Raw genomic sequence first — 6093 nt, 5'->3', positions numbered from 1 at the left:
TCGCCACCGAGCCGCTCGGCGAGCGCGGCGGCGACGCGCTCGGCGACGTCGGCGTCGTCCGCCGCGCCCACCGCCACCAGGTTGCCGCTGTTGGCGTAGGTGCGGGCGCCGGTGAGGCCCGCAGCGGCGGCGGCCTCCCGCAGGTCGGCGGAGGTCACGCGGCGGGACCCGCCGACGTTCACCCCGCGCAGCAGCACGACCCAGGCGGTCGGTACGTCGTCGGCGGGCGTCGAGGGCGGCGCGGACTTCGGGGTCACGCCACCATGGTGCTCGCCCTTCGTGCGCGCGTCGCGGCGGGGGCCTGGGCGTGAACACCGGGTGACAACTTCCCGACCCGCCGACGCGGGGGTGGTGGCGCGAATCACAGCGTCGTAGTTTGGCGGCAGGGACGGCGTCCAGCCGTCCTCGGGGAGGCCAGCCGATGGGGTTCACGCTCCGTGCGGGAGGGCCGGCTCCGGCCCGGCGCCGCGCGGCGCCCCCGGGGCGGCCGCCCGTCCACCAGGAGGGAGCTCGCCGTGGCCCGAACCGCACCCGTCCCTGAGCGCGACACCGTCGACGCCACCGACCCGGACGGCACCACACCGCGCACGTTCGTCGTCGACACGTCCGTGCTGTTGTCCGACCCGCGGGCGATCCACCGCTTCGCCGAGCACGACGTCGTCCTGCCGGTCGTCGTCATCACGGAGCTGGAGGCCAAACGGCACCACGCCGAGCTCGGCTACTTCGCGCGCAGCGCGCTGCGGATGCTCGACGACCTGCGCCTCAAGCACGGCCGCCTCGACGACCCGATCCCCGTCGGCGACGCCGGCGGCACGCTCCGCGTGGAGCTCAACCACACCGACCCGCAGGTGCTGCCCGCCGGGTTCCGGCTGGGCGACAACGACACCCGGATCCTGTCCGTGGCGGCGAACCTCGCGGCCGAGGGGCGCGACGTCACGGTCGTCTCCAAGGACCTGCCGATGCGGGTGAAGGCGTCGGCGGTCGGCCTGCGGGCGGAGGAGTACCGCCACGAGCTCGCCGTCGACTCCGGCTGGACCGGGATGCGCGAGATCGACGTCGCCGACGAGCAGGTGGGCACCCTGTACGAGGGCGGCGAGCTGGAGCTCGCGGCGCTGGACCCGGCCGTCGTGGAGGCCGCGTCGCCGCTGCTGTGCCACACGGGGCTGGTGATCCACTCGCCGGGCGGCTCCGCCCTCGGGCGCGTCACGCCCGACAAGACGGTCCGCCTCGTGCGCGGCGACCAGGACGTCTTCGGCGTGCACGGTCGTTCCGCCGAGCAGCGCATCGCCATCGACCTGCTGCTCGACCCCGAGGTCGGGATCCTCTCGCTGGGCGGGCGCGCCGGCACCGGCAAGTCGGCGCTCGCGCTGTGCGCCGGGCTGGAGGCGGTGCTCGAGCGCCGGCAGCACCGCAAGGTCATCGTGTTCCGGCCGCTGTACGCCGTGGGCGGGCAGGAGCTCGGCTACCTGCCGGGGTCCGAGTCCGAGAAGATGAACCCCTGGGCGCAGGCCGTGTACGACACGCTCGGCGCGCTCGTCTCGCCCGACGTCGTCGACGAGGTCATCGACCGCGAGATGCTCGAGGTGCTGCCGCTGACGCACATCCGCGGGCGCTCGCTGCACGACGCCTTCGTCATCGTGGACGAGGCGCAGTCGCTCGAGCGGAACGTGCTCCTCACGGTGCTGTCCCGCATCGGGCAGGACTCGCGCGTGGTCCTCACGCACGACGTCGCGCAGCGCGACAACCTGCGGGTGGGGCGGCACGACGGCGTCGCGGCCGTGATCGAGGCGATGAAGGGGCACCCGCTGTTCGCGCACGTGACCCTCACGCGGTCCGAGCGGTCGCCCGTCGCGGCGCTGGTCACCGAGATGCTGGAGTCGCTGGAGATCTGACGGGCGCGCCGCGCCGCCGGTCAGGCCCCTGCAGGGACGGCCGGCCGGCGGCGCGGGTGCACCAGGACGACGGCGAGCACGCCGACGACGGCGCCGAGCACGGTGTCGAGGGCGCGCGACGCCGCGATCCCGGCGGGGTCGACGGACCCGCCGAGCGACGTCATGAGCAGCGCCATCGGGGTGATGGTGAGCATGGCCAGCCCGTAGTGGCGCCCGACGACGACCTCCGTGACGACCTGCAGCACCACGACGACGACGCAGGTCGCGGCGAACGGCAGGTGCGCCGCGAGCAGCGGCCAGGCGAGCAGGGCGCCCAGCACCGTGCCGCCGCCGCGCTGCAGCGCGCGGACCACGGCGTGGCGCGTGCTCGCCCCCTGCAGCGTGGCCGTGGCACCGAGCTGCGCCCACGCCGGGTGGCTCAGGCCCGCGGCGAGCGTGCCCGCCCCGGCGACGACGCTCGCCAGCACGACGCGGACGCCGGCGAGGCGCCAGCCGGGCACGCGCCAGCCGGCGCGGACGTCGTCGCGCAGGCGGCGGCGCGGCGGGAGCCCGTCGGCCGGCGCGAGCGCACGGGGCGCGTCGTCGGGCACGGAGGGTGCGGAGGGCTCGAGCGCCCCCGCGACCGCGGCCAGCTCGGCGGCCAGCACCCGCGCGGTGTCGCGGGTCCGCCGGTGGGACAGGTCGTCGGCGAGCACGTCGCGGGCCCGGGCGACGGCCGCGGAGGCGGCGCGCGCGGCGTCCGCGCCCTCGGGGCCGGCGTCGAGGGACCGGCGCACCGCGTCCGCGGCGCGACGGACGGCGAGGCGCGCGGGGGCGCTCGGGCGCACGAGCCAGCCGCTCATGCCCACGACCCAGGCGACGGCGGCGCCGAGCGCGAACGCGACGCCCCGCTCGGCGACGTCGGCCCACGCGACGGGACCGACCATGCCGCCGGCCGCGGCGAAGACGACGATGCTCGCCCCGGGAGGCCCGGTGCGGACCAGGGTGCACAGCGCCGTGGCCACGCCGGCCACCAGCGCCACCACCGCGAGGACGACGAGCGTGGGCGCGCCGGCGGCGGTGAGGGAGGCCGTGACCACGAAGGCCGCCACGAACACGCCGGCCACGCCGGCCAGCAGGGCCGCCCGGCGCCGGTACGGCTCGTACCGCCCGTACAGGATGACGAGCGCCCCGAGGGAGGCGAAGGCCGCCAGGTCGGTGCGCCCGACGGCGGCGCTGAGCGCGAGGACGACGGCGGCCGCGGCGCCGACACGCAGGGCTGCCGCGAGCGTGGCGTCGGCGGGGTTGACGCGCAGCGCGGCGCGCAGGTGTCCGGGGTCGAGGACGTCGCGGGCGCTCGTCAGGACGGGGGAGGGGGTGAGAGGCATTGCCGACCATAATAGTTCACAGGTAAATCATCAGGGAAGTAGTGGGGGTGTGACCTCTATCCTGGTCGCCGTGGACTACATCGAGCGCGTGCGTGCGCAGTGGGCCGAGCGCCTGCCCGAGGTCGACACGTCCCCCGCCGACGTCGGTGCGCGGGTGCGCCGGATCGCGGCGCTGCTCGAGGCGGAGGTCTCCGACGACCTCGCGGCCCGCGACGTCACGCGCGCCGAGCTCGACGTCCTCACCGCGCTGCGGCGCTCCGGGCGCCCCCTGCGTGCGGGGGAGGTCACCACGATGACCGGGTCGCCGGGTGCCTCGATCACCAAGCGCCTCGACCGGCTGGAGCGGGCCGGGCTGGTGGGGCGCGCCGTGCACGAGCGGGACAAGCGGGGCGTGCTGGTGGCGCTGACCGCGGAGGGGGAGGCGCTCGTCGACGAGCTGTTCCCCCGGCAGGTCGAGCACGAGCGCGCGGCCCTGGTGGACCTGTCGGAGGCGGAGCGGGCCGAGCTCGGTCGGCTGCTCGCCGTCGTCCTGCGACGCCTGGACCCCAAGGACTACTGATCGCGGGGAGGCGCCGCAGTCTCAGGTGGAACCCCCCAGCCCCGCGCCCCGAGGGGCGCCTCCCCGCGTACCGCCGACAGTAGCAGGTGAGGTTAGCCTTACCAACCCCCAGCGTTCGCGGAGCGGGACGACGACGGCGGCACCCCCGGTGGGGAGCGCCGCCGTCGTCGTCTCCGGCTCCGCGGGCGGGGAGCGTCAGGCCTGCGGGGGCTTCGTCATCGACAGGACGTCGAGGGCCGAGTCGAGCTGGGCCTCGGTGACCTCGCCGCGCTCGACGAAGCCGAGGTCGATCACGGCCTCGCGCACGGTGATGCCCTGCTTGACCGAGTGCTTCGCGACCTTGGCGGCGGCCTCGTAGCCGATCACGCGGTTGAGCGGCGTGACGATCGACGGCGAGGACTCGGCGAACGCGCGGGCGCGGTCCACGTTGGCGGTGATGCCCGAGACCGTCTTGTCGGCCAGGACGCGCGAGGCGTTGGCGAGCAGGCGGGTCGACTCGAGCACGCCCTGCGCGATCACCGGGATCTGCACGTTGAGCTCGAAGGAGCCGCTGGCGCCGGCCCACGCGACCGTGGCGTCGTTGCCGACCACGCGGGCGGCCACCATGAGCACGGCCTCCGGGATCACCGGGTTGACCTTGCCCGGCATGATCGACGAGCCCGGCTGCAGGTCGGGGATCGCGATCTCGCCCAGGCCGGTGTTCGGGCCGGAGCCCATCCAGCGCAGGTCGTTGCAGATCTTGGTGATCGACACGGCGATGGTGCGCAGCGCGCCGGAGAGCTCCACGAGGCCGTCGCGCGCCGACTGCGCCTCGAAGTGGTCGCGCGCCTCGGTCAGCGGCAGGCCGGTGTCCTCGCGCAGCAGCTCGATGACGCGCTGGGGGAAGCCCGCCGGGGTGTTGATGCCGGTGCCGACCGCGGTGCCGCCCAGCGGGACCTCGGCGGCGCGGGGCAGCGCCGCCTCGACGCGCTCGACGCCGTAGCGGATCGCCGCGGCGTACCCGCCGAACTCCTGGCCGAGCGTCACCGGGGTGGCGTCCATGAGGTGGGTGCGGCCGGACTTCACGACGGTCCCGAACTCGTCGGCCTTGGCGGCCAGCGCGTCGGCCAGGTGCGTCAGCGCCGGGACCAGGTCGTGGATCGCGCCGGCGGTGGCGGCGACGTGCACCGACGTCGGGAAGACGTCGTTGGAGGACTGCGAGGCGTTGACGTGGTCGTTCGGGTGCACGTCCTTGCCCAGGGAGCGCGTGGCCAGCGTGGCCAGCACCTCGTTGGTGTTCATGTTCGACGACGTGCCCGAGCCGGTCTGGAAGACATCGATCGGGAAGTGCGCGTCGTGCGCGCCGGAGGCGACCTCGTCGGCCGCGGCGACGATCGCGTCGGCGACGTCCTGGTCGAGCACGCCGAGCTCCGCGTTGGCGCGAGCCGCGGCCTTCTTGATGCGGGCCAGGGCCTCGATGTGGCCGCGCTCGAGCGTGGTGCCGGAGATGGGGAAGTTCTCCACGGCCCGCTGCGTCTGCGCGCGGTAGAGCGCGTGCGCCGGGACGCGCACCTCGCCCATCGTGTCGTGCTCGATGCGGTACTCGGTCTCGCCCGCGCCGGACGCGCCGGGGACGACGGTGTCGGAAGTCATGCCTCTATCGTGCCGCACGCGCGCGGGCGGTCCGCCGTGAGGCAGGTCACGCCGGTGTGGGCGCCGCACGCCAGGATGGGGCCATGACCTTCACGCACGCGGCCTTCTACCGCGCGATGAACCTCGGGCACCGGGGCAGCCCCGTGCGCGACGTGCTCGAGGGCGCGCTGCTCGAGGCCGGCGCCCGAGCGGTGCGCTCGTTCCAGACCAACGGCACGGTGCTGCTCGACGTCGAGGGCGCGGCCGGCGGTGACGCGGGAGCCGTGGTGCGCGGCGCGGCGCCGCTGCTGGCCGAGCGTGCGGGCTACGGCCACGCGGGCCTGGTGCGGCCCCTGGACGACGTCGCCGCCGCGATCGACGGGGACCCGTTCGCCCTCACCCGCGACGACCGGACGTACCGCGAGACCCTGACCTTCGTGGACGGCGGGGAGCCGCTGCCCCTGGACCTGCCGTGGACCGACGAGCGCGACCTGCTCGATTTCGTGGCCGCGCGGCCCGGCGTCGTGCTCGGCGTGGTGCGGGGCGGTCCGGGCACCTGGGCCGACCCGAACTCTCTCGTCGAGCGGCTCACGGGAGGCGTCGCGACGACGCGCACGCTCGGGACCGTGCAGCGGCTGCTGGCGGCCGCCGCGCGGGCCTGACG

The 6093-nt window shown here is 75.6% G+C and carries 6 protein-coding genes; 3 read left to right on the top strand and 3 right to left on the bottom strand.

The annotated features are described in order from the left end of the window. On the bottom strand, window positions 1-257 hold a 257-nt coding region (locus tag ACFUVW_RS18880), incomplete at its 3' end, for a DUF1697 domain-containing protein (RefSeq protein WP_430572843.1). 351 nt (window positions 258-608) lie between these two features. On the opposite strand from ACFUVW_RS18880, the gene ACFUVW_RS18875 reads away from it, so the two are divergent. Further along, a complete protein-coding gene (locus ACFUVW_RS18875) occupies window positions 609-1892 on the top strand; it encodes a PhoH family protein (RefSeq protein WP_430572844.1) in 1284 nt (427 codons plus the stop codon). A 20-nt stretch (window positions 1893-1912) separates the two neighbouring features. Here the strand turns inward: ACFUVW_RS18875 and ACFUVW_RS18870 are convergent, their stop codons facing one another. Continuing rightward, the gene (locus ACFUVW_RS18870) at window positions 1913-3259 is read right to left on the bottom strand and encodes an FUSC family protein (protein WP_430572842.1); all 1347 of its coding nucleotides are present in this window, start codon (window positions 3257-3259) and stop codon (window positions 1913-1915) included. A gap of 49 nt (window positions 3260-3308) precedes the next feature. Between ACFUVW_RS18870 and ACFUVW_RS18865 the strand changes: the two genes are divergently transcribed. Continuing rightward, entirely contained in the window at window positions 3309-3818 is a 510-nt protein-coding gene (locus ACFUVW_RS18865; protein WP_430572841.1) for a MarR family winged helix-turn-helix transcriptional regulator, read from the top strand. Window positions 3819-4013: 195 nt separating this feature from the next. Here ACFUVW_RS18865 and ACFUVW_RS18860 read toward each other — a convergent pair whose 3' ends face one another. Then, window positions 4014-5450 (bottom strand): class II fumarate hydratase, encoded by a 1437-nt coding sequence (locus tag ACFUVW_RS18860; RefSeq protein ID WP_430572840.1) that lies wholly within the window; start codon window positions 5448-5450, stop codon window positions 4014-4016. A gap of 83 nt (window positions 5451-5533) precedes the next feature. On the opposite strand from ACFUVW_RS18860, the gene ACFUVW_RS18855 reads away from it, so the two are divergent. After that, the gene (locus ACFUVW_RS18855; protein WP_430572839.1) at window positions 5534-6091 is read left to right on the top strand and encodes a DUF1697 domain-containing protein; all 558 of its coding nucleotides are present in this window, start codon (window positions 5534-5536) and stop codon (window positions 6089-6091) included. The last annotated feature ends 2 nt before the right edge of the window (window positions 6092-6093 follow it).

Origin of the sequence: Isoptericola sp. NPDC057391 (genome assembly GCF_042668085.1) — a bacterium.
In the GTDB taxonomy this organism is placed as follows: Bacteria; Actinomycetota; Actinomycetes; order Actinomycetales; family Cellulomonadaceae; genus Isoptericola.
The sequence above is the reverse complement of the archived record's forward strand: the minus strand, read 5'-3'. Positions and strand labels throughout refer to the sequence as shown.